This window comes from Aquamicrobium sp. LC103 (assembly GCF_001014615.2).
Classification (GTDB): domain Bacteria; phylum Pseudomonadota; class Alphaproteobacteria; order Rhizobiales; family Rhizobiaceae; genus LBCQ02.
In genome coordinates, this window is sequence record NZ_LBCQ02000001.1 from 50,875 (window position 1) to 72,713 (window position 21,839).

General features: G+C 65.8%; 23 protein-coding genes and 1 pseudogene. 2 read left to right on the forward strand and 22 right to left on the reverse strand.

Annotation, left to right across the window (positions count from 1 at the left end):
• Window positions 1-882, forward strand: a complete 882-nt coding sequence (locus XW59_RS00255) for a LysR family transcriptional regulator (protein ID WP_047147159.1) — start codon at window positions 1-3, stop codon at window positions 880-882.
• Here XW59_RS00255 and XW59_RS00260 read toward each other — a convergent pair.
• The 13 genes and pseudogenes from XW59_RS00260 to XW59_RS00320 form a co-directional block, all read right to left on the reverse strand.
• Window positions 844-1,107, reverse strand: coding sequence for a DUF2274 domain-containing protein (locus XW59_RS00260; RefSeq protein WP_047147158.1), 264 nt, complete (start codon window positions 1,105-1,107; stop codon window positions 844-846). The two genes, XW59_RS00255 and XW59_RS00260, sit on opposite strands and share 39 nt — an antisense overlap.
• Window positions 1,104-2,372: a TrbI/VirB10 family protein gene (locus XW59_RS00265; RefSeq protein ID WP_047147157.1), complete on the reverse strand. Its 1,269-nt coding sequence runs from the start codon at window positions 2,370-2,372 to the stop codon at window positions 1,104-1,106. The genes XW59_RS00260 and XW59_RS00265 overlap by 4 nt, the downstream gene beginning before the upstream one ends.
• Entirely contained in the window at window positions 2,369-3,361 is a 993-nt protein-coding gene (gene trbG / locus XW59_RS00270; RefSeq protein WP_047147239.1) for a P-type conjugative transfer protein TrbG, read from the reverse strand. The genes XW59_RS00265 and trbG overlap by 4 nt, the downstream gene beginning before the upstream one ends.
• Window positions 3,362-3,375: 14 nt before the next feature.
• Window positions 3,376-4,071 (reverse strand): conjugal transfer protein TrbF, encoded by a 696-nt coding sequence (gene trbF / locus XW59_RS00275; RefSeq protein WP_047147156.1) that lies wholly within the window; start codon window positions 4,069-4,071, stop codon window positions 3,376-3,378.
• A gap of 3 nt (window positions 4,072-4,074) precedes the next feature.
• A complete protein-coding gene (trbL, locus tag XW59_RS00280; RefSeq protein WP_047147155.1) occupies window positions 4,075-5,424 on the reverse strand; it encodes a P-type conjugative transfer protein TrbL in 1,350 nt (449 codons plus the stop codon).
• A gap of 6 nt (window positions 5,425-5,430) precedes the next feature.
• Window positions 5,431-5,778, reverse strand: coding sequence for a hypothetical protein (locus XW59_RS00285; protein WP_206077683.1), 348 nt, complete (start codon window positions 5,776-5,778; stop codon window positions 5,431-5,433).
• Between the two features lie 11 nt (window positions 5,779-5,789).
• On the reverse strand, window positions 5,790-6,518 hold the full coding sequence (gene trbJ, locus XW59_RS00290; protein WP_047147154.1) for a P-type conjugative transfer protein TrbJ: 729 nt from the start codon (window positions 6,516-6,518) through the stop codon (window positions 5,790-5,792).
• Complete coding sequence (gene trbE / locus XW59_RS00295) at window positions 6,515-8,947, reverse strand: conjugal transfer protein TrbE (protein WP_047147153.1); 2,433 nt, start codon at window positions 8,945-8,947, stop codon at window positions 6,515-6,517. Before trbE ends, trbJ begins: the two co-directional genes overlap by 4 nt.
• A 4-nt stretch (window positions 8,948-8,951) precedes the next feature.
• Window positions 8,952-9,215: a VirB3 family type IV secretion system protein gene (locus XW59_RS00300; protein ID WP_047147152.1), complete on the reverse strand. Its 264-nt coding sequence runs from the start codon at window positions 9,213-9,215 to the stop codon at window positions 8,952-8,954.
• Window positions 9,215-9,502, reverse strand: coding sequence for a TrbC/VirB2 family protein (locus tag XW59_RS00305; protein WP_047147237.1), 288 nt, complete (start codon window positions 9,500-9,502; stop codon window positions 9,215-9,217). The genes XW59_RS00300 and XW59_RS00305 overlap by 1 nt, the downstream gene beginning before the upstream one ends.
• Window positions 9,503-9,729: 227 nt before the next feature.
• Window positions 9,730-10,665: pseudogene (gene trbB / locus XW59_RS00310) on the reverse strand (P-type conjugative transfer ATPase TrbB); the annotation flags it as partial.
• A complete protein-coding gene (locus XW59_RS00315) occupies window positions 10,662-11,144 on the reverse strand; it encodes a hypothetical protein (protein WP_047147150.1) in 483 nt (160 codons plus the stop codon). The gene XW59_RS00315 and the pseudogene trbB, both read right to left, overlap by 4 nt.
• Window positions 11,141-13,141 (reverse strand): conjugal transfer protein TraG, encoded by a 2,001-nt coding sequence (locus XW59_RS00320; protein ID WP_047147149.1) that lies wholly within the window; start codon window positions 13,139-13,141, stop codon window positions 11,141-11,143. Before XW59_RS00320 ends, XW59_RS00315 begins: the two co-directional genes overlap by 4 nt.
• Window positions 13,142-13,405: 264 nt before the next feature.
• Here XW59_RS00320 and XW59_RS00325 point away from each other — a divergent pair, with 264 nt between their 5' ends.
• Entirely contained in the window at window positions 13,406-14,575 is a 1,170-nt protein-coding gene (locus tag XW59_RS00325; protein ID WP_047147148.1) for an ATP-binding protein, read from the forward strand.
• Here XW59_RS00325 and XW59_RS00330 read toward each other — a convergent pair.
• The 9 genes from XW59_RS00330 to XW59_RS00370 form a co-directional block, all read right to left on the reverse strand.
• A complete protein-coding gene (locus XW59_RS00330; protein ID WP_348639290.1) occupies window positions 14,572-15,249 on the reverse strand; it encodes a type IV toxin-antitoxin system AbiEi family antitoxin domain-containing protein in 678 nt (225 codons plus the stop codon). The genes XW59_RS00325 and XW59_RS00330 overlap by 4 nt on opposite strands.
• 100 nt (window positions 15,250-15,349) lie before the next feature.
• On the reverse strand, window positions 15,350-17,314 hold the full coding sequence (locus tag XW59_RS00335; RefSeq protein ID WP_047147236.1) for a relaxase/mobilization nuclease and DUF3363 domain-containing protein: 1,965 nt from the start codon (window positions 17,312-17,314) through the stop codon (window positions 15,350-15,352).
• Between the two features lie 221 nt (window positions 17,315-17,535).
• A complete protein-coding gene (locus XW59_RS00340; RefSeq protein ID WP_246665965.1) occupies window positions 17,536-18,462 on the reverse strand; it encodes a lytic transglycosylase domain-containing protein in 927 nt (308 codons plus the stop codon).
• Between the two features lie 4 nt (window positions 18,463-18,466).
• Entirely contained in the window at window positions 18,467-18,796 is a 330-nt protein-coding gene (locus tag XW59_RS00345) for a DUF736 domain-containing protein (RefSeq protein ID WP_047147146.1), read from the reverse strand.
• 34 nt (window positions 18,797-18,830) lie between these two features.
• The gene (locus XW59_RS00350; protein ID WP_047147145.1) at window positions 18,831-19,394 is read right to left on the reverse strand and encodes a S26 family signal peptidase; all 564 of its coding nucleotides are present in this window, start codon (window positions 19,392-19,394) and stop codon (window positions 18,831-18,833) included.
• A complete protein-coding gene (locus XW59_RS00355; RefSeq protein ID WP_047147144.1) occupies window positions 19,391-19,861 on the reverse strand; it encodes a DUF2840 domain-containing protein in 471 nt (156 codons plus the stop codon). Before XW59_RS00355 ends, XW59_RS00350 begins: the two co-directional genes overlap by 4 nt.
• The gene (locus XW59_RS00360) at window positions 19,858-20,133 is read right to left on the reverse strand and encodes a ribbon-helix-helix domain-containing protein (RefSeq protein ID WP_047147143.1); all 276 of its coding nucleotides are present in this window, start codon (window positions 20,131-20,133) and stop codon (window positions 19,858-19,860) included. The genes XW59_RS00355 and XW59_RS00360 overlap by 4 nt, the downstream gene beginning before the upstream one ends.
• Window positions 20,130-20,765: a ParA family partition ATPase gene (gene parA / locus XW59_RS00365; protein WP_047147142.1), complete on the reverse strand. Its 636-nt coding sequence runs from the start codon at window positions 20,763-20,765 to the stop codon at window positions 20,130-20,132. The genes XW59_RS00360 and parA overlap by 4 nt, the downstream gene beginning before the upstream one ends.
• Before the next feature lie 205 nt (window positions 20,766-20,970).
• Window positions 20,971-21,831: a replication initiator protein A gene (locus XW59_RS00370; RefSeq protein ID WP_047147141.1), complete on the reverse strand. Its 861-nt coding sequence runs from the start codon at window positions 21,829-21,831 to the stop codon at window positions 20,971-20,973.
• Window positions 21,832-21,839 lie beyond the last annotated feature (8 nt).

The following is a 21,839-nucleotide window of genomic DNA, read 5'->3' on the forward strand; positions in this document are numbered from 1 at the left end:
ATGGAACTGCGTCATCTTCGACATTTCGTGGCGGTCGCCGAGGAATTGCATTTCACACGCGCTGCGGAGCGTGCAGGCATCGAGCAGTCGCCGCTATCGCGATCCATAAGAACCCTTGAGCTGAGACTAGGAGTCGAGCTTTTCGAACGTACCAGACGGTCGACAAGGCTGACTGCCGCGGGCGAGCGGCTTCTGAACCATGCGCGCGCCCTTCTGGCGGCCGCCGATGAGGCAGCCATCGATGTCCGTGCGATGGCCAGCGCCAATGCGAGCCATCTCCACATTGGTGTTTGCGACGGCGTGCCGTTACCACGACTTGCCCGCGTGCTTGCGGCGATAGAGCGGGAGAACCGGGAAATCTGCGTGCATGTGCACGAAGTGTCGATGACACGGAAGATTCATGATCTACGGAACGGTCTTCTCGATGCCGCGCTTGCACCTGAGAGCGGATATGGCCGGGATATTGTCGCCGAGCCGATCTGGCAGGACCCGCCCATCGCCGTGCTTCCTGGCAACCATCCTCTAGCGGAAAGCGAGGACATAGAGCTTGCCAATGTTGTTCGTGAGCCTCTCGTACTGTGTCGGCCAGACACCGGCCTCAGCCAGCAATCGCAGATCGAACAGATCGTGCGTACCATGACGCCGACGCCGAACATAGTGGATAGCGCGGCAACTCTCTGCATGCTGGTGATGTGGGTATTTGCCGGGCGTGGGATCGGTATTGCTACAGGAGCGCAACTGGAAGCCCTTGGCGCGAGCGAACTCGTGATCCGTCCAATCAAAGACGCTCCGGCGGACGTAAGGACATGGCTCTTGACCAGAGAGGAAAGGAAGCCAGAGGCGCTATCCGTCTTTGTCGAGCATGCGCGACGCGCTGCCTGAGGCGTTGACGCGTCTGGAGCGCGCCGCGCGAAACCCCTTGTCGCGAGCGATGAAGGTCTCCAGCATGAGCGGAGCGAGCGTTGCAGCATCGACCGGCGTGCCGTGCAGCTCGGAATGGAGCGCCGCATAGGTGTCGAGATCATCGCGAAGCCGGGCGCTGACGGTGATGGTCAGCTTGACGGATTCGGATTTCGGCACCGGGCCGAGGCTGAGCTTGGCGGTCAATCGTCCCTCCCGATATTCGCCGTGAGCGGAGCGGCCTGATAGGGCCGTAGGATCAGATCCTTGTTGACGATGACGCGGACTGGGAAGCCCGGCCGTACCTTCAGGGTCGGCTGGATGTTGAGATTGCGTCGGGTAATCTGCTGGCCGACGTCGTTGATGGTTTCCTGTGCGCCGTCGCGCGTGGCGATGATAATGCGATCGCCGTCTCCGTCGCTGGTGTCCGGAGCCGCCAGCTCGGCGCCGATGCCGAGCAGCGAGGACAGCACCGCGCCGCCGATCAGGCGGAACCAGTGATTGTCCACCTCGTCCTCAAGGCCGGCGTAGCCGGCGGTATCGACGCCGGAGAGCCGGTCGAGGACAATGGAGGAGCCGTCCGGCATGACGATGCGGGACCATACGAGAAGCACGCGGCTCTGGCCGAAGGCTACGCCGGAATCATATTCGCCGATCAAGCGTGCGCCCTGCGGGATCAGAAGATGACGGCCGATCGCGGTGTCGTAGACGTTCTCGGTAACGGTGCCGACGATCTGGCCTGGCAGGTCCGAATTGATGCCCGTTACCAGAGCCGCCGGGATGATTGTGCCGGCCATCACCTGATAGGGCGAGCGCGGCGTCTGGAGCGTGCCAGAACCGTAGATGTCCTGGTCGACTTCGCGATCGACGAAGGCTTGCTTGCGATCCTGCATGTTTTGCGTCGTCACATCGTCGACGGGCGCCGGGATGGCCTCCCCGGTAGGCGCTGGGATCGCGGTGAGATCGAGGCGGCTTGGCTCGGCGGGTCCCCCGGATGCCGGCGTATCCTGTCGCGGCCGGATCGACTGGAAGAAGACGGCGGCCTTCGCCGCGGCTTCCGCCTCCTGCTGCTCGCGCAGCCGGGCGGCGCGGCGTGCGTCCTCTTCCGGATCGGGGCGGAAGTTCGGCCGTTCCGGCATGGCTGGAATGCCTGCCTCGCGCTCGGTGCGGACAATCGGCCCGCCCAGTTCGCCGGGCAACGGTGCGCCGAGTTGCGGCGGCTGAACCTGGGTATAGTCGCGCGGCAGCGTCTGGAGGCCCTCGGCCGGATTGACGCGATCGGTGGTGTAAAGCTCGTCGCCGAGTTGGCCGCTGCGGTCGCGGCCTTGCAAGGCCCAGATCATCGCGCCGAGCACGGCGGCCAGGGAGACGCCGGCGAGTGCGATCAGCGTCCGGCGGTTGAGCCGCGTCACCGGGCGGGGCTTGGCGCGGATAGCGAGGTTCGGCGGCGGGGATTTGGGCGGTGTGGTCATGTCCCGAACAACCCCCGTCGTCTGCCATCGGTGCGCGTGATGCGAACGACCTGCTGCTTCTCGCCGCCAAGGCGCAGCTCGGCCGCGCCGAACAGGCGATCGACGATGTAGTAGGGTGGCCGGGCGCGATAGTTCACGAGCTGGTTTTCGCCGGTGGGGCCGACGACGAAGAGCGGCGGAAGCTCGCCCTGTGCGATGCCGGCCGGGAACTGGATGTAGACCTTCTCGCCATCGTCGAAGACGCGCACCGGCCGCCAGGACGGCTTGTCGCCGGTGATCTGGTAGCGGAATTTCACGCGGTCGAGCGCCACGGCGTTGGAGACGGGCGTGGCCGTCGCGGCACGCTCGTTCTGCCGCTCCAGCGCCATGAGGCGGTCATGCGGATAGTCCCATGATACGGACGCCATCCATGTCTGCGGCGTCGATGTGAGCTCGACATGATAGGTGCGCCGGTTGGTGTTGATGACCAGGTTGGTCTTCAGGTCCGGCCGCGTCGGCTTGACCAATATATGCGTGCGCTGCGCGGTGCCGGAGCCGCTGGTGGTGTCGCCGATCACCCATCGCACGGTGTCGCCGGCGGAAACCGAGACCAGTTCCTCGCGGGTTTGCAGAGCGATGTCCGTGACCTTTTCCGGGCTCGCATAAACCTGATAGAGCGCGCCGGCGGCGTAGGGCCAGACCTGGGTTGCGTTGACATAGCCGGAGCGTGTCGGCTGAACGCGCGCCGCGGCATTCGCCGTGGTTACGCGCGCCTTGGGGTCGGCCGGTTCGGCGTCGCCGGCCTTGCCGGGGAGCGGCTTCAACTGGCCGGGCAGCGGCAGGGGTTGCGGCAGCGTGACCACTTCGACCGGGCCGATCGGCTCGACGACACGGCTCGCCTCGTAGGGCTGATCGAGTGAGATTTCCGGCGGCGGCGTCTTGCCGGCGCAGCCGGCGAGCAGCGCTGCCGACGACAGTAGCAGCATGTGCATGGGTGTTGATCGAATCATGTTCCCTCTCTCTTTCACGACCCGCCGGAGCCGAGCTCGCGGCTCCAGTTGATGCCGTTGACATAGATGCCGAGCGGATTCTTGCGCAGCCGGTCTTCGGTGCGCGGCGGTTGCAGGATGATGGTCAGGATCGCGGTCCAGCGGTCCGTGCCGGCGAGTTGGTTGTTCTCGTAGCGGCGCTCGATCCATCGGATCTGGAACGAGCTATCGGAAGCGCGCACGACGCTCGTGACTTCGACCGCGACCGACGTTCGGCCGACCTTCGAGAACGGATCATTGCCGCGGGCATAGTCGTTGAGGGCAGCGCCGCCGCGATCGGTGGTGAAGTCGTAGGCTTCCAGCCAGTTCTGGCGCACCACGATCGGATCGGTCGGCAGCGCCCGGACGTTCTGGATAAAGCGGGCGAGTGCGTGGGCGATCTGCGCGTCGGTCGGCCGGTAGGCTTCGACGGCCGGCCCGATGGTCTTGACCTGGCCGAGCTGGTCGACCTCCACGACATAGGGCGTAACGGTCGAGCGGCCGGCCTGCCAGAGCAGTCCGCCGGCCATGCCGATAGACAGAGCCAGGCAGCCGAAGGACATTAGCCGCCAGTTGCGGGCCTGTGTGCGGGCCGAGCCGATCCGTTCGTCCCAGAGCTGGCCCGCCGCTTGATAGGGCGTGGTCGGCTCGGTGGTTTCGGAATAGCGCACGCCGGCGCGTCTGAAGCGCATTGGTCAATCCTCCTGCCGCAATGATGGGTTGGCGCCCGAGCCGCCATGATCGCCGGAGCGCAGGGTGTGGGCGGCCATCGTCGCGCCATGCGCGGCCTGCGAGGCGCGCGAGCCGTGGCGCACGCGGCTCGCCCATGCCGGCTCGTCGCCGCTGGCGGAGAAGGAGGCATCGTTGGCGGCCTCCCGCATTGCCGCCATCGGCTGGCCGCCGGTGGCACGCCATGCACCGCGCGATCCGGCGGCCGCGCGCTCCCTCGTATTGGCGGAGACGCGCGCGGCCATGTCGCGTCCTGCCTGCGCGAAGGCGCCGGCACCGGCGCGCGCGACGCCGGCAAGCCCTGCGCCGACCGCGCCCATTCCCGTCGCGCCCGATGTGGCTGCGCCCAGCTCGTAGGCGGTGCGCGCGCCGCCCGACATGGTGGAGGCGGCATTGACGCTGGAAATCGTGGCCGCACCGCCGAGACGGGCCGCGCCGAGCGTGGCGGCGCCCCCGGCAACCGCGAGACCGCCGGCGGCGAGCGCGGTCCCTGCCGCGGCGCCTGCGCCGAGCTGTGGAGCGCCTGACACGAGGCCGGTGGCGATTGCCGGCCCGAAGATGCCGAGACCGAGCATTGCGAGCGCGGCCAGCATGATCGACAGCGCGTGCTCGATGGATGGCTCCGGTCCGGCCGTCGCGCGGAACTCGGCGAACAGGCCGTTGCCGATGCCGAAGATCACGGCGAGCACGAGAATCTTGATGCCGGAGGAGACGACGTTGCCAAGCACCTTTTCGGCAAGGAAGGCGGTCTTGTTCCAGAGCGCGAAGGGCACGAGCACGAAGCCGGCGAGTGTCGTCAGCTTGAACTCCAACAGCGTCACGAAGAGTTGCACGGCGAGGACGAAGAAGCTGATGATGACCACGAGCCAGGCGAGGAAGAGCACGGCGATCGTGTCGATGTTGGAGAAGACGGAAGTGAAGCCGGACAATTCGCCGATCTGTTCGAGGATCGGCCTGCCGGCGTCCATGCCGACCGAAGCGAGGCGGCCGGGCCGCAGGAAATCGCTCTCCGACAGGCCGGAGCCCGAGGCTGTCAGGCCAAGCCCGGCGAAGGATCGGAAGATGATCCCGGCAAGCCAGTTGAAGTTGTTGATGATGTAGGCGAAGGCGCCGACATAGAGCACCTTCTTGATGAGCTTGGCGAGGATCTCGTCATTGCCGGCGCCGAAAGCCCAGAACAGGCCGACGAGCGTGATGTCGATGACGATCAGCGTGGCCGAGAGAAAGGCGATCTCGCCGCCGAGCAGGCCAAAGCCGCTGTCGATATATTGCGAGAACGTGTCCGTGAAACGGTCGATGACGGAAAGATCGTCCATGACGGCCTACTCCGCATCCGGCTTGGCGGGCATGGTGGAATCGTCAGGCTCGACCTCGTTCGCCTTCGGCTTTCCATCCTCTTCCAGCGACGGGAACAGCTCGACCGGATGCGGCGTGTAGCGCGGCCCGCCTGAGCCCATGAACCGCTTGCGGCGGGCCTGGCTGGCGGCCGTGCAGAGCGCGTCGCCAGTGCCGACCCAATCCTGCGAGCAGAGTCTTTGCACCTCGCGCAACCGTTCCGGATCGGCAGCGAGGCTTTCGGCCGTATCATCGGCGTGCGATTGCTGGATGAGAAACACGAAGCCGGCGCCGACAGCGGCGACGGCACCGAGGCGGATGAGCTGGCCGATCATGGCGATCTCCTTCAGTCGCGAAAGAGACGGACAGTTGCCGGCGAATAGCCGTTGCCGTCGCCCATGAAGCGGCGGCGGACCTCGCGGGCGCGTTCTTCCTCGGTGATAGCGCGTGCCTGCTCGGCGGCGACGGCGCGGTCCTGCGCGAGTTTCAGTCTCGCGGCGTCGATTGCCTGCTTGGCTTGAAGCGCGAGGAGCTGGTTGGTCGCCTGTGTCGCTTCGAGGATGCCGGCGGCCGACTGGCTGCGGTTGACCAGATCGCCGAGCGTGCCTTCGTCGGCCCCGAGATTCTCGGAAACCTGCGACTGCATGAGCATGGCGGTTTCGAGCGCCTCACGCGATCGTTCCCATCGCTCGCGCGCCTGCTGCACCATATCGTCATTGGAAACGGAGGCAGCATACTCCTGCGGGTATAGCTGCTTGAACTGCTGCTCCATAGAGTCGATGTCGAAGCTGAGGCCCTGGGCCTGGTCGATCAGACTCTTCGTCTTGGCGATGGTCTGCTTCAGGTCGTTCAGCGCAGAGAAGTCGAGACTCGTCAGGTTCTTCGCCTGATTGATGAGCATCTGCGCCTCGTTCTGAATCGAGGTGATCTGGTTGTTGATCTGCTCCAGCGCCCGAACCGCTGACAACAGGTTCTGGCTGTAGTTGGTTGGATCGTAGACGATCAGCGCCGATGCTGGCGCTGCGAGCGTAAGGCCGATAGCGCAAGCGCCGGCGAGCAGAACGGATTTGTTCATGATGCTGTCTCCTGATTATGTGGAAGGGGGAACTGCTGGATGAGTTCGGCCGCCCAGCCGAGGCCGCGCGCATCGAGCCAGGCGGTTGGAAAGGCGTCCGGCCCGAAGGCGGACAGAACATGGTCGATCGCGCGATGATCGTCGGGACTGCTGGCGCCGGCGAAGGCGAGCGCGACAGGACCGAGATCGAGATCGAACAGACGGTTGCCGAGGCGGGACTGGTAGTAGTAGTCGCGCCGAGGCTGAGCACGCGCGATGATGCCGATCTGGCGGTCATTGAGGCCGAACCCTTCATAGATGGAACGGAGCTGTGGTTCGGTCGCCTGCGGGGACGGCAGGAAGATGCGGACCGGGCAGCTCTCGACGATGGCCGGCGCGATGGCCGAACGCTGGATGTCGGCAAGCGACTGCGTGGCGAAGATGACGGAAACGTTCTTCTTCCTGAGCGTCTTCAGCCATTCGCGGATGCGCGAGGCGAAGACTGGATCGTCAAGGAAGACCCATGCCTCATCCAACACGATCAGGGTGGGCGATCCGTCGAAGCGCTCATCGAGGCGGTGGAACAGATAGGTGAGCACCGGCGTCACGGCGCTCGCCGTGTGCATCAGCTCCTCCATCTCGAAGCCCTGCACGTCGCCAACGCCGAGACGATCGCTGTCGGCGTCTAGCAGCCGGCCGTGAGGACCGGAGAGCGTGTAGGGCTGGATGGCCTGACGCAGCCGGTTGGATTGCAGGAGCGTCGACAGGCCGGTGAGCGTGCGTTCCTCGCGCGGCGCGGATGCGAGGCTGGTGAGTGCTGCCCAGACGGCTTCCTTCACGTCGGGCGCGATCTCGACATGCTCATGGCCGAGGAGCCCGGCGATCCATTCCGCAGCCCATGCGCGGGTTTGCTCGTTGTCGATTCCGGCGAGCGGCTGGAAGGCGATCGAGTCGGCCGCGCCAAGGTCGTAGTGCTCGCCGCCGAGGCCGAGCACCGTCGCCCGCGCCGAGCCGCCCTTATCGAAGATGAAGACGCGCGAGCCGACATATCGACGGAACTGAAGCGCGAGAATCGAGAGCAGCACGGATTTGCCGGAGCCTGTCGGGCCGACGATCAGCGTGTGGCCGACATCATCTATATGCGTCACCAGACGGAACGGCGTGCCGCCGGCCGTGCGGGTGACGATCAGCGGCGGCGCGTCGAGATGCGCGTTTTTCTCCGGCCCTGCCCAGACTGCCGAGACCGGCATCATGTGGGCAAGGTTGAGGGTCGATATGAGCGGCTGCCGGACATTGGCGTAGGCATGGCCGGGGATCGAGGACAGCCACGCCTCGGTCGCGTTCAACGTCTCGGGGATCGTGACGAAACCGCGCCCCTGAATGATCCGCTCGACGGCCTTCAGCTTCTCGTCGGCGAGGTCCGGGCTTTCGTCCATGACGGTGACGGTGGCGGTAACATAGCCATAGGCGACGGCATCGGCACCGAGTTCCTGCAGGGCCTCGTCGGCATCGGCCGCTTTGTTGGCCGCATCGGAATCGACCAGCGGGATCTCCTGCTGGAAGATCGTTTCGCGCAGGAGCGTGACGATGCCCTTGCGCTTTGCGAACCATTGCCGGCGCAGTTTGGTCAATTCGCGCTCGGCTTCCGCCTTGTCGAGCGGCAGGAAGCGCGTCGACCAGCGATAGGCGAAGCCGAGCCGGTTGAGATCGTCGAGCACGCCCGGCCAGGTCGACGGCGGGAAGCCGCGAACCGTGAGCACGCGCAAATGCTGGTCGCCGAGCATAGGCGCGAGCCCGCCGGTGAAATCGCTGTCCGGGAGGAGCGCGTCGAGATGGAATGGCACTTCCGGAACAGCGATAGGATGCCGGCGCGGCGAGACGCAGCCATGCAGGTAGGTCAGCGTCTCTTCGTCGGAAAGCCAGCCGATTTCCGGCATGACGCCATCCAGCAATGCGAGGAAGCGGTTGGTCTCGGAGATGAAGGCGGCGAGATGATCGCGCCAGTTCACCGTGCGGCGTTCGGTGCTTTCGTAGAGGAGCTGGCCGGCGCGGGCCTTGCCTTCGGATGGCGGCAGGAAGGTGAGCGAGACATGGTAGGCGCTCTCGAAATGCGTGCCGGCTTCCTCGAAACCCGCTCGCCGTTCCTCCTCGACTAGCCAGGAGGCGGCTTCCGGAAATTCCGAGACCGGATAGTCGGCGGCGACACGCCGTTCGGCATCGACAAAGAGCGCCCAGCCGGAGCCGAGGCGCTTCAGTGCATTGTTGAGGCGTGCGGTGGTCGCGACCAGCTCGCTTTCGGTGGCGCTGTCGAGATCGGGACCGCGAAACCGCGCCGTGCGTTGAAACGCGCCGTCCTTGTTGAGCACGACGCCCGGCGCGACCAGTCCGGCCCAGGGCAGATAGTCCGCGAGGGAGGCCGGACGCCTGCGATATTCGGCAAGGCTCATCATCGTGTCACGCCTCCATGAATGCGCGGTGCTTCAGGTGGCGGGAGAAGACTTCCATAAATTGCGGATCGGCCTTCGCGCCCCAGACGGCGAGTGCATGGCCCGCCATCCAGAGCAGGACGCCGCCAATCCACAATTGCAGCCCGATGCCGATGGCGGCTGCGAGCGTGCCGTTGAGGATCGCAACGGATCGCGGCGCACCGCCCATCAGGACGGGCTCGGTGAGCGAGCGGTGCAACGGCACCTCGAAGCCGTCGACATAGGCGGCCATCAGACCAGCGCTCCACCGCCGAAGCTGAAGAAGCTGAGAAAGAAGGAGCTGGCCGCAAAGGCGATCGACAGGCCGAAGACGATCTGGATCAGCTTGCGGAAGCCGCCTCCGGCGTCGCCGAATGCCAAGGTCAGGCCGGTGACAATAATAATGATGACGGCCACGATCTTGGCGACCGGCCCTTCGATGGATTCGAGGATGGATTGCAGCGGGGCTTCCCACGGCATGGATGAACCGGCGGCGTAAACGGGGGAAACCAGGAAGGCGGAAATCAGGAATGCCGATATTCCGGAAAGGCGGGTTCGGTAGTTTCCGCAAAGGCGGCGAAGCGCAAATCCGGAATGGCGACGAAGCGTATTACCGGAACGGCGCGAATGCGGATTTACGGAAAAGTGGGAATCCGGCTTTGCGGATTTGTGTTTCTGGTTTGTTCCTGAAATCAGGAAAGGCGTGAATGCGGAAGTGATGAAGGGCATCTTTATTCTCCGGTGACGTGCTCGATCGCGTAGGCATCGCCGTTGAGGCCCGTAACGCGAATGATTTCCTCGACGCGGCGCTTGCTGCCGCGGCCGGCGATGAAGACGATGATGTCGACGGCCTCCGCGATCAGGGCGCGGGGCACGGTAACGACGACTTCCTGTATGAGCTGCTCAAGCCGGATGAGCGCTCCGCGCGCGGAGCCGGCATGGAGCGTGGCGAGCCCGCCCGGATGGCCGGTGCCCCATGCCTTCAACAAGTCCAGCGCTTCCGCGCCGCGCACCTCGCCGACGATGATGCGGTCCGGCCGTAGGCGCAGGGTCGAGCGCACGAGGTCGGCCGTCGTGACTGTCCTGGCCTTGGTGCGCAGCGTCACATAGTCCTCGGCCGCGCATTGCAGCTCGATCGTATCCTCGAGCACGAGCACGCGGTCGCCGGTTGCCGCGATCTCCTGAAGCAGCGCGTTGGCGAGTGTCGTTTTCCCGGTCGATGTGCCGCCGGCGATGATGATGTTGCGACGGTCGAGCACGGACGTTCTCAGGAACGCGGCCTGTGCCGTCGTGAGGATGCCTTCCGCGACATAGCGGGTGAGCGGGATCACGCCGGCCGCGCGCTTGCGGATGGCGAAGGTCGGCGCGAAAGTGATCGGCGGAAGGACGCCCTCGAAGCGTTCGCCGGTCTCGGGCAATTCGGCGGACAGGATCGGGTGATCGCGGTCGACTTCGAGACCGACATGGTTCGCCACGACCTTGATGATGCGAGCTGCGTCCTCGGCCGAGAGGTTTGTGCCGGTGGGCTCGCGGCCGGAGCCTAGCCGGTCGATCCAGAGCCGTCCATCCGGATTGAGCAGGACCTCCACCACATCGGGATCGTCGAGCGCCGTGATGATTGCCGGCCCCATCGCGCTACGCAGCATGCGAATCTGACGGTCGCTGACGATGCGCGCGGGCGAACGCGCTGCGGTGGCGGTCATGAACTCGCCTCCGCAGCCGGTTCACCAGACTCCGCAACATCGTCATCGTCCAGGCCGAAGAAGCCGGTTTCGTCGGGCATGATCTCCTGATGGACCTGCCTCACGAGGCTGTTGCCGCGCTGGAGATGGCGGCCGAGCTGCTCGATGAACTGGTTGAAGCGGATTCGGCCCTGCGCACGGGCGGCCTGCTGATGGGCTTCGGGAAGCGGCGCCGATACTGACAATGTGTAGCGGACGAACAGCGCAAGGGTTTCGATCAGGATGGTCTGGTCGCGCTCCAGCCGGTCGAACTGGTTGGAGAGGCGATCGAGCCGCGCGATGATCGCCGCTTCGCGCCGGTCGGCTCCGTCCGGAGACAGGAAGGATGACAAGGCGGCCGCCACGATCGCCGATTGGGTCTCGCCCTTCATCGCCGCGAGCCGGCGCAGTCGCCTTGCGTGGTCGGGTTCGATGAAGATGTTGAGACGCGCCTTGCTCATAGCGTGATCCCGTCATCGGGATCGAGCGAGGCGAGCCGCGCCATGCGGCGGAACTGCTGCGCCGGCTGCGGAAGGCGGCCGTCGCGGGTGCCGGGATCGTCGGTTTCGTCATCGAGCACGGCGAGATCGTCGCGTGGCTGCTCGTGCAGGCGGACGACTTCGGCCGTGTCGAGCTGCGGCGCGATCTGGTGTCCGCCTTCGTCCTCGCCGACCGCGGCGATGACGGAAGGCATGGCCGGCTTCTTCGGCTGCGCGAGCCCGGTCCAGTCGTCGGCGCGGGCGGCGGGCCGGTCCGCATAGGCGCCGTTGCCGAGGATCGGGGCGGTGAGGACGCGCGCGGTGAAATTCGCGTCCGTGAAGTAGCGGATCTTGGTCGCCTTCGCCGGCGGATGGCCGGAGACCATGACGATCTCCTGATGGTCGGGGAGCTGCATCACCTCGCCGGGGGTGAGCAGCGGCCGCGCCGTCTCCTGCCGCGAGACCATCAGGTGGCCGAGCCAGGGCGACAATCTGTGTCCCGCGTAGTTGCGCTGGGCGCGCAGCTCGGTCGCGGTGCCGAGCGCGTCCGAAATCCGCTTCGCGGTGCGTTCGTCGTTGGTCGCGAAGGCGATGCGCAGATGGCAGTTGTCGAGGATGGAGTTGTTCGGGCCGTAAGCCTTCTCGATCTGGTTCAAGGACTGGGCGATAAGGAAGGAGCGCAGGCCGTAGCCGGCCATGAACGCCAATGCGCTCTCGAAGAAATCCAGTCTTCCCAGCGCCGGAAACTCGTCGAGCATCAGGAGCAGCTTGTGGTTCCGCGCGATGCCGTCCGAGCCGTCGAGACTTTCAGTGAGGCGGCGGCCGATCTGGTTGAGGATCAGCCGGATCAGCGGCTTGGTGCGCGAGATGTCGGATGGCGGCACGACCAGATAGAGCGAGACGGGATGTTCGGCAGCGATCAGGTCGGCGATGCGCCAATCACATCGCGACGTGACTTCGGCCACGGTCGGGTCGCGATAGAGACCGAGGAAGGACATGGCGGTGGAGAGCACGCCGCTGCGTTCGTTCTCCGACTTGTTCAGCACTTCGCGCGCGGCGCTGGCGACGACGGAATGCGGACCGGCCTCGCCGAGATGCGCTGTCGTCATCATCGACCACAGCGCCCTCTCGAAGGGGTGCGCCGGATCGGAGAGGAAGTTAGCGACGCCGCGCAGCGTCTTGTCCTCTTCGGCGTAGAGGACATGCAGGATCGCGCCGACCAGCAGCGAATGGCTGGTCTTCTCCCAATGAGATCTGCGCTCCAGCGCGCCTTCGGGGTCAACGAGGATGTCTGCGATGTTCTGGACGTCGCGCACCTCATGGATGCCGCGGCGGACCTCCAGCAGCGGATTGTAGGCAGCGCTCTTCGGGTCTGTCGGATTGAACAGCAGGCAATGGGAGAACTGCGCGCGCCATCCGGCGGTCAGCGTCCAGTTTTCGCCCTTGATGTCGTGGATCACAGCCGAGTGCGGCCATGACAAAAGCGTAGGCACGACCAGGCCGACGCCTTTGCCCGATCTCGTCGGGGCAAAGGCCATGATGTGTTCGGGACCGTCATGGCGCAGATAGGTGCCGCCCATCAGGCCGAGGAAGACGCCCGACTGCTTGGTCAGGCCGGCCTCAGTGATGTCCTTGCGGTCGGCCCAGCGGGCGGAGCCATAGGTGGTGACGTGCTTCGCCTGCCGTGCGCGCCAGACCGACCCGACGATGGCGGAAAGCGCGGCGGCGATACCGCTTCCGCCGGCGATAAAGCCGGCGGTGCGGAAGACATCCGGCGCGTAGGCTTCGTAGACGTACCACCACTCGAACAGCCGCCAGGGATAGTAGAAGGGAAGGCCGTCAACGAGGAACCAGGACTCGCCGAGTCGGGCCTGAAAGCCGAGCTGGAAGGCAACCCATTGCGTTGCGGCCCATGTGCCGGCAAGCGCGATGCCGAACACGACCAGCATTTGTCCGATGAGCACCTTCGTCGGCGTCATTCGCGCCCCGCACCATTGCCGCATGTCGGCCCGCGCAAGGGGCCGATCGGGCACGAGGCTTGTTGCTTGAAGGTGTTAAGTCAAAGACCTTTTCCGCCGCCATAGGCAGCAGAGATGATCTAAATACAACTGGTTATCATCTCTTATTCTTATATAATTAATCTGACAATCCTGTATTGCGGCGATGGGTCGCGTGTCGGCGCCTCTATAATGGGGCAACATTATATCCTTGCAAATCTGGATGCTTGGTCCATAATTGCAAGGATGATTGAGCGTCGAAAAGCTGCGGAGCTTGCAAAGCTCCTAGATCAAAGCCCTGCCGTCGCGCTACTCGGCCCGCGCCAGGTCGGCAAGACTACACTCGCCCACGAGATCGGCGAGCAGCGCCCCTCGCTTTATCTCGATCTCGAATCGGATGCGGACCGGGCGAAGATCTCCGAGCCCGAATTGTACCTTGCGGATCACGAAGACAAGCTCGTCATCCTCGATGAGGTGCAACGTCTACCAAATCTGTTCCAGAACCTTCGCGGACTGATCGACCGAGGCCGTCGCAAGGGATTGCGTGCCGGCCGCTTCCTGCTGCTCGGCTCCGCTTCGATCGAATTGCTGAAGCAGTCCGGCGAAACGCTGGCGGGGCGCATCGCCTATACCGAACTCGGCCCCATTGACGCGCTGGAAGTTCCGCCCGTCGATCTCGATCGTCTTTGGGTTCGGGGCGGGTTTCCTGACAGTTTCCTCGCCTCGAGCGACCGGGCCAGCCTGCGCTGGCGGCAGGACTTCATCCGCACCTATCTGGAACGCGACATTCCGATGCTGGGGCCGCGCATCGCCGCGGAAACACTGCGACGCTTCTGGACGATGCTCGCGCACCGCCAGTCCGCGTTGCTGAACGCCGCGGAGCTTGCCCGCGCCCTCGGCATCGACGGCAAGACGGTGGCCTCCTATCTTGATCTGCTGGTGGACCTGCTGCTGGTCCGCCGCCTTGAGCCGTGGCATTCCAATGCCGGAAAGCGGCTGGTGAAGTCGCCGCGCGTCTATGTCCGCGATAGCGGCATCGTCCATTCCCTGCTTGGTCTGGCGACGCTCGATGACCTGCTGGCGCATCCTGTCGCCGGGGCGAGTTGGGAAGGTATGGTGATCGAAACAGCGCACGCGGCCATGCCGGACGGGTCGCAGGCGAACTTCTTTCGCAGCGGCGGCGGAGCCGAGGTCGATCTCGTGTTGACTCTGCCGGGGGGAGAACGTTGGGCAGTCGAGGTCAAGCGCAGCCTCTCGCCCAAGGTCGAGCGCGGTTTCCATCATGCCTGTGAGGATTTGCAGCCTCAGCGGCGGATCGTCGTCTATCCCGGAACCGAGCGGTTCCCCCTGGCCGACGGCATCGAAGTCCTGCCTTTGCAAGATTTCGGCCGCGACCTTCTCGCGCTTGGCTCCTAGAAACGCGCCGGTGAACAAGCAATGGCCTCCACATAGGGGCGCATGACGTTCTCCACCCGGCAGACCTTGGCGTATTTGAGCAATTTGCCGGAATCGAACTTCATGCGTTGCCGGTAGAGTTGGAGCGCCTCCAGCACCACATCCATACCGATCCGGTTGCGGAACTTGAAGCAATCGGCGATCGACTTCTCGGCGTCGTAGATTCTCACCTGCACGCCGTCGATGTCATGGTGCTCGATGCCGGCCTTGAACGAGGCTTCCGAAAACTGATGCGCGAGGACCGGCGGATAGTCGAGCGAAGGCGAGCGCGAATCGCGGGGGATAGCCAGGGAGACCGCATGCGGGATCTGGGTGGTGATCCCATGCCAGGACAGCGCGGAGACAAGGCAGATAACGGCGTGCGGAAAGCGCAGGCTGACGGTAACGAGATCGGGATTGCCGATGGGCGGCAGATCGGCGAGACGGTAGACGCCGCGGCTGATCTGCTCGATGACGCCCCGGTCCTTGAGCGCATAGAGCGTATAGCGGCTGAGGCCCTGCCCCAGCGCTTCGCTCATGCGGAGCTGGCCTCCGTGGGCGCGGAAAACCTCTTCAGGTCGAGCCGTTTTCGGCATCAGACAAATTGCCCTCATTTGTGAATAAGTGAGGACATTATGTCTGATTTCGCCGGCCATATCAATATCGTTCGTGGAGGGGATTCCTCCGTCATCAGGAGAAGCGGAATACCGCTCTTTCTGACAAGAAAAGCGGTATTCCGCATGATCCTGCCGCCGGTCAGACACCGATGCCTCGCTTTCGTCCGAACTCCCACGACACGCTGTTGCCGCGCGCGACGCCGGCGACGGACTGGCCGAGATGCTTTTCCAGAACAGGCCGCCAGGGCACGAGGCTGAAGCCCATGCCGTCGTCGAGCATGGCGAAGCGGCCACTGGCGAGCATGATCGAGCGGTGATAGACGCCGCCGACGCGCTCGCCGTCCTGAACGGCTCGATGCTGCAAGCCGGTCTCGTCGGCGATCTTCTTCGCGGCCGCTTCGATCTCCCGGCTACGCAAGGTGGCGAGCAGGTTGCGGGCGAAGAAGACGCGATGGCCGCGCCGCTCGGCGAGACCCTGTTCGACAAGGTAGTCCTCCCGATCGCGCATCGCATCGCGGACCTCGGCGCCGAAGCCGGTCTGGGCTAGGCCGGACACGTCACCGAAGCGCTGGCGGTCGAGCCAGGTCGCGCCAATGGCGCGGGCCTGCCGGTCGATCGGCAGATGTGAACGCAGCTCGACATCGACGCCGCCAAGCCGTTTTGCTTCGTATGCTTTGCCGCGCTCGGCTAGATCGTCGGGCACGCGCCACACGCCGTCCTCGATGCGCTCGGCGATGCCGGCGCGGCGCAGCGCTTCGAGGCGGCGGACATGGGCGGCGACGAAGCTCTCCGGATCGTGTTCGGGCTTTGCAGCCGCGCGCTCGACGGCGAGATGTTGGTCGGTGCGATAGATGCCGTCCACGGCGAGCCCGGCGACGGTCCGGTCCACCGTCCGCTCCGTGGCGGCGCGGGTTTCAACGATACCGCTGATCGGCAATGCTTCCAGATCGGTTCCGGCGGCGAGCGGAACGTAATGGGCGCGGCCGTCGATGCCGTCGACGATCAGATAGCCGCGATCGTAAAGCTCGTCGGCCAGCCCCTTGTCGACGATGCGGCCGACGACCGGCGCGGGCGACGATGCGCCGTCGAGCACCACCAGCTCACGCTTCATGCCGGACATGGCGCGCTGCATGGTGCGGATGATGTCGCCGCGCTCGGCCATCTGGCGCAAGGTGGCCTCGGCATCGGCATGAAGCGTCCAAGCGCAGTTGCCGGTGTGATCGGCAAGGCCCATCTCTGTGAGCCGCTGGAGCCGGCCGATCATCGCCGTGCGGCGGAACCGGCCTTGCGCGTCGGCCGGCTCCGACAGCAGGTTGATGGCGCCCTCGTCCGCCTCGCGCTGGATCATCCGGTCGAGGCCGGTCCATCGCTCCTGCACGACCTCGCGCAGCATGCCGGTGCGGATTTCCATCTCGGTGCGCGGGCCGAGCCATTCGGTCGCCAACTCGCGGGCGCGGTTGCGCATGCCGTTGGCGATGTAGTCGCGGGCAATCACCAGATCCGATCCGTCCGGATGGCGGCCGCGCAGGACGATATGGGTGTGCGGGTTGTCGGTGTTCCAGTGATCGACTGCGACCCAATCAAGCCGCGTGCCGAGATCAGCTTCCATGCGGCTCATGAGATCGCGCGTATAGGATTTCAGGTCGCCGATGTCGTCGGCGTCCTCGGGCGAGACGATGAACCGGAACTGATGCCGGTCGCCGTGACCGCGCTGCTCGAAGGCTTCGATGTCGGCCTCGTCGGTGCCGGGACCATAGGCATGGGCCTTGCTGCCGTCTCTCGTCACGCCGTCGCGCTCGATGTAGCGCAGATGGGTGATGGTCGAGCGTGCGCTGGCCTTCTCCAGATTGACCAGCCGGGTCTTGATGACGACGCGGCGGGCATTGCCGCGAAGGGACTGGCCGGCGAGCTTCGCCGCAACATGACCTCGGCCGAAGCGGGCGCCTGATCGCGACGGCCGCCGCTGGAGCGTCCCGCCGCCGGCCGGTCCCGCCTTCGACGTGGCCTTGAGCACGCGGCTGGTGAACTTCGGAGTCCGCGCGCTGCCTCGCGATTTCGGCGGCGCGACCTTCGGCCGGAAGCGGTCTTCGTCACGCTCAGCCACGGCGGCGCTCCGTCCAAGCCGGGACAAGCCGATGCGATGAAGCACGCGAATGATGCCGCGCCGTCAAAGGCTTGGCTAACCGACCGGCACACGCGGCCACCCGCCGCGTGCCGCCCCAACCGACGTGCAGACAACACATTCCGGACGGCCGCGTGCCGTCCGCTTTTATCTTGCCCTGCGCCTTCGGCGCTCCGTTCGGGTGCTTCAGCGTTGCCATGCGATCAATCCGTCTGCACGTCGGGGCTCTCGGTTTCAGCGGGTTCCTGTTGCCTGTCGCGGCGCTTGTCGGTGGCGAACAGGCTTTCGGCCGATGACGTGGATGCCAACGATTCCGCCGCCGTGTCGATCGCGAACAGGGGCGGGTGCTGCGATGCGGCACCGTGCCCGCCGGGGCCTGCGAAGAGCCCAGGCGGGCCGCTGCCGAAGATTGGCGCGAGCTTGTCGAGATAGGCGATCGTCTCGGCCGGAAGCGGCACGCCGAGGAGCTTGTGTTCCTCGTAGCGTGCCGGTCCGGCGTTGTAGGCGGCGAGCGCGCCCGGCATGCCGTAGCGCTCGCGCATCTCGCTGAGATAGGCGGTGCCAGCGACGATGTTGTCTTGCGGATCGAAGGGGTCGCCGCCGAGCCGATGACGAGCGCGCAGCTCGTCCCAGGTAGCGGGCATGATCTGCATCAGGCCGCGCGCACCCTTGGACGAGACGGCGCGCGTGTCGCCGTTGCTCTCTGCGCCCATAACGGCGCGTATCCAGCGCTCGGGAATGTCGAAGCGGCGCGACGCTTCGGCGATCGACGCGGCCCACGGATCGGCGTCGTCATGACGTTCGACGGACGCGCTGTCCGGCGGCGGCGCGGACGCCTGTTCGGCATGACCAGCGACACCCGACAGCGCGAGCATGATACAGGCAAAGCACGCCGGCATGATGCTCCGGAAGGCCGCGTGCCGCGTGCGAGAAACGCCCTGCCCGAACGCCGCCAGCCTGCCACCGTGCTCGCTTCGGTCAAGGGCAAGGCTGCGCCGGCCGCGATGCGGCCGCCCTTGACCTGCGCTGCGCGCGATGGCCGCCTGACAGGCGATCGGGTCGGAGGGATGATTCGCGATCCGACCGATCAGAGGGATGAGGATCATTCCGGATCGGAGCATCGCGGGCATCGTGCTATTCCTTCTCGTCGCGCTTCGACGGCCGGTTCCACATCAGGTTCCAGACCTTCTCGTCGGCCTCCGACCGGAACAGGGCGGCGCGGATCGGCTGCGTGAAGGTCGGGTCGTCGAGGGCGACCGAGAGGTAGTCGCCGGCCTTCTCGCCGCTGCGGTTCCACGCCGCGCCGACCTCGCGGTCGTCGGCGGCGTAGATGCGATGGTCCGGCGCGTTTTCAGCGTCGGAGTTCTCGGCCGGGCGGATGTTCAGCTCGACGTCCAGGGCGAGCGTCCTGACATGGCCGGCATAGCCGGCCTTGGTCTTCGTGAAAGTGCCAATCTGGGGCATCTTGTCCTCCTGTGCGGTTGCGGAAGCCGGACCGCTATGGCCCGGCGGAAACCGGCCGGGCGGACTGTTCCGCTGGGCTCGGATCGGTGTCGTCGGCAGTCCAGACCGGAACCGCGCGGCCGACGATACTGGTGACGGGAAGCGGGCCGACATAGCGGCCGTCGAAGGAATCTGCGGCGCCCCAGTTCATGAGGAAGGCTTCGCCGTCGCGCAGCATGTGACAGCCACGCCAGACCGGCAGCGGCCGATCGTGCGTGTCGCGCGCGCGGGCCTGTCCGTAGAGCGTACCGTAGGCGATGATGTCGTTGCCGTGACGGCACACGGTCTCGCCGCCGAGCGCGAGCACGCGCTTGAGAAGCGGCACACCCCGAGGCAGGTATCCGCGCTCGTCAAGGAAGGCTGCCAGCGCGTCGGGCGGCATGACGATGGCAATATCCGTGACGGCAATGCCGGTTGCGGGCTCGATGCGATAGAGGCCGAGCGGGAGGCTGGCCGACACGTTCCAGCTGAAGCGCGGCGCGTGTCCAGACCAGACAGGCACGGCGATCAGCAGGGCGCCGCCGACGGTCATGGCGAGGGTGAAGCCGCGCACAGTCATGACAGCAGCTCGCGGCGGCGCAGCCAGGCGCGATGCTGCTCGGCCGTATAGGGATGCGGCGGCTGGCGAATCCAGAGCTGGTTGTGGACGTGCCGCCAGTAGTCCGGCGTGGCGTCGGCCGGATCGAGGCCGAGCGCTTCCACGGCGTCGATCGCCTGCAAGGCGCGCTCGACCTGGTGCCAGCCGGAGACGAACAGCAGGGTCTCGGCACCGGGATGCACGAAGGGCCACATCGAGCATGTCTCGCCGGGAGCTACGGCGCGCATGATGTAGATATGCGAGATGGCCGTGCCATGCGGCCCGCGCTCCCAACGCAGAAGCGCGAACACGCTGTCCGGCGCGAACAAAGCGAGGCTGCGGCGGCGGTCGAGCCGTCGCTTGCGCACCGGCCTCGCAAAGCGCAGCCAGACATTGATGCGATCGGGCACGAAGATGGTGGTGGCGCTGGTGTAGCGGCGCGTGCTCATGCGTTGCCTCCCTCGCTCGGAAAGCGCGCTTCGAGCAGGTCGCGGATCATCTCGGCGACGGTGACGCCCTGCCGGAAAGCAGCGACCTTGACGCGGCCGCGCAACTCCGGGGTCACGTCGATGGTCAGTCGCGCGGTGTAGATGTCGGCCTTGGGCGACGCCGCTTGGATGGCCGGATTGGCTGACCCTTCTGCGCCGTTGCCCTGCTTGACCCAGGCATCGGCCGTGGGCGCTGCGGGCTTCGCGCCGAAGCTGACACGCTTGCCGCTCATGAGACGCCTCCCATGATCTCGGCCGCGAGCGCGGCGATCTCGAGCGCGGCGGCCCCGCCGGGCTCCAGCTCGCGCGCGAGCCGGCCGGTGGCGACGCTCTCGGCAAAGATGACGCGCTGGCCGATGTCGCGGGCGAGTGCCGGGATGTCTTCGGGCAAGGCTGCGCGCACGTCGCGGCCGATGATGGTGCCGACGATGCGGCGATTGACGATGAAGGCGGCGCGAAGCTGCGGCTTGAACAGCCGCGCCTCGCCGACCAGCGCCACGATCTCGGCCGACGCCCAGACGTCATAGGGTGACGGCTGGACCGGGATCAGCACGAGGTCGGCGGCGAGGATCGCGGACCGGGCGAGCGCGGTGACGCGCGGCGGCCCGTCGATGACGACGTGATCGACGCCGCGTGCCAGGTCGGGGATTTCGGCGTGCAGCGTCTCGCGCGGCAGGCCGACGACGCCGAACAGGCGCGGCAGGTCGCCTTCCGTACGTCGCTGCGACCAGTCGAGCGCCGAGCCCTGCGGGTCGGCGTCGATGACGGTGACGCGGGCGCCGGAGGCGGCCAGCTCGCCGGCGAGATGGGTGGCGAGCGTGGTCTTGCCGACGCCGCCCTTCTGGTTGAGGAGCGCGACGATCATGGCGCGCACCTCGACGGAGGGCCGGAGGGGATGTTTTGCACATCGCAGACGCCCCAAGAAGAAAAGTTAGATTCTGTATTAGGAAAGTTAGGGGCGCGGATTTGCGAGATGTCGCAATGCGTTAGGCCCTGTCCGTGCCTTTGATAGCACGATAGTCGTGCATCCGATAGCACGAGGCTGGATGCCTTCGATAGCACGAGACGATTCACAGTGTTTCCACAGCCTCCCTTGAACGAACGGGCAGACGCGGCAGGCCCGGAGCGAATGCGAGCAGCTCGCGGCCGTCATCGAGCCGGTCGACGCGCAGCCGGTAGCCGGGCAAGGGCTGGCGGCGCACGATGTCGCGGAGATCGCAGGCGAAGTTCGAGAAGCGCGAGAGGCTTCCGGACTTGGAATAGAGATGGCGGAAATCGAAGCTCCAGCCGCCGAGTTGATGGCCGCCATGCTTGCGCACCAGCCGATAGAGCCAGCGTTCGATGCCGCCGAGCAGATCGAAGTAATCACGGTCGATGGTGAGGATCAGGGCGTTGTCGAGGACGCCTTCATAGAACCAGTCGGGCACGATCATCTCGATGCCGAGCGGCCGGCCCTTGCCGTCGAGCCGTTCCTTCCATTCGTTGATCCATGAGAAGCGGTGCCGGCGTCGCTCGGATGGCTGGCGGATCGAGGTGGCGACGGTGGTGGCTTGCAGGCGGTCGAGCGCGGCCTTGAGGCGCTGATAGTCGCGGACGGATGTGCCGCGGCCGATGAAGGTCAGAATCTCGTAGGGCGTGGTCGCCATGAGCCGCGAAGTGCGCAGGCCGAGATCGCGGGCGTCGACGATCTGCGAGGCGGCCCATATCAGGATGTCGGCGTCCCAGATGGTGGCGAGGCCAAATTCGGCCGGAGCCTCGACATGGATACGGACGTCGCCGGCCTCGAACCGGATCGGCTGGACGCGCTTCGACTTGGCGAGGGAGAAGAAGGGATAGGCCATGAGATCCTGTGCATCGCGGGCGGCCATGTCGCCGGGGCGGGAGCGGAACAATTCGAGCTGGTCGCGCTCGGAAGCGGGCCTGCGCGCCATGCGGGTTC